The organism is Thalassotalea ganghwensis (assembly GCF_053485795.1).
Genome location: NZ_JBQRUM010000093.1, coordinates 1 through 258 on the forward strand (window position 1 = coordinate 1; position 258 = coordinate 258).

The 258-nt window shown below is 43.8% G+C and carries 1 protein-coding gene; it reads right to left on the bottom strand.

Annotation, left to right across the window (positions count from 1 at the left end; translation table 11 throughout):
* Positions 1–258, bottom strand: a 258-nt coding sequence (locus ACSLUH_RS19695; protein WP_448570094.1) for a hypothetical protein, incomplete at both ends; no start/stop codon positions are given.

Below are 258 nucleotides of genomic sequence, written 5' to 3' on the forward strand. Positions count from 1 at the left end.
CTCGTAAAAACGGCTCACCTTGAGCATTGGGGTATTGATTGAGTCGGCTATTTCCTAAACGCTTACTAGTTCGACGAAAGCTGCGCTTTAATTCACTTAACGCTTGTTCATCTATGTCTGTGCTAGAGACACCAAGCGGTCCGTTGTATTCAGAATGAATCGCAAAGCTCTGTTCAACGCTCGAAACCTTACTGATAAATTGCACAATTTGTGGCGTTCGATGTTGGCTTTTATGAACCGAAACGTAATACCCCGCTT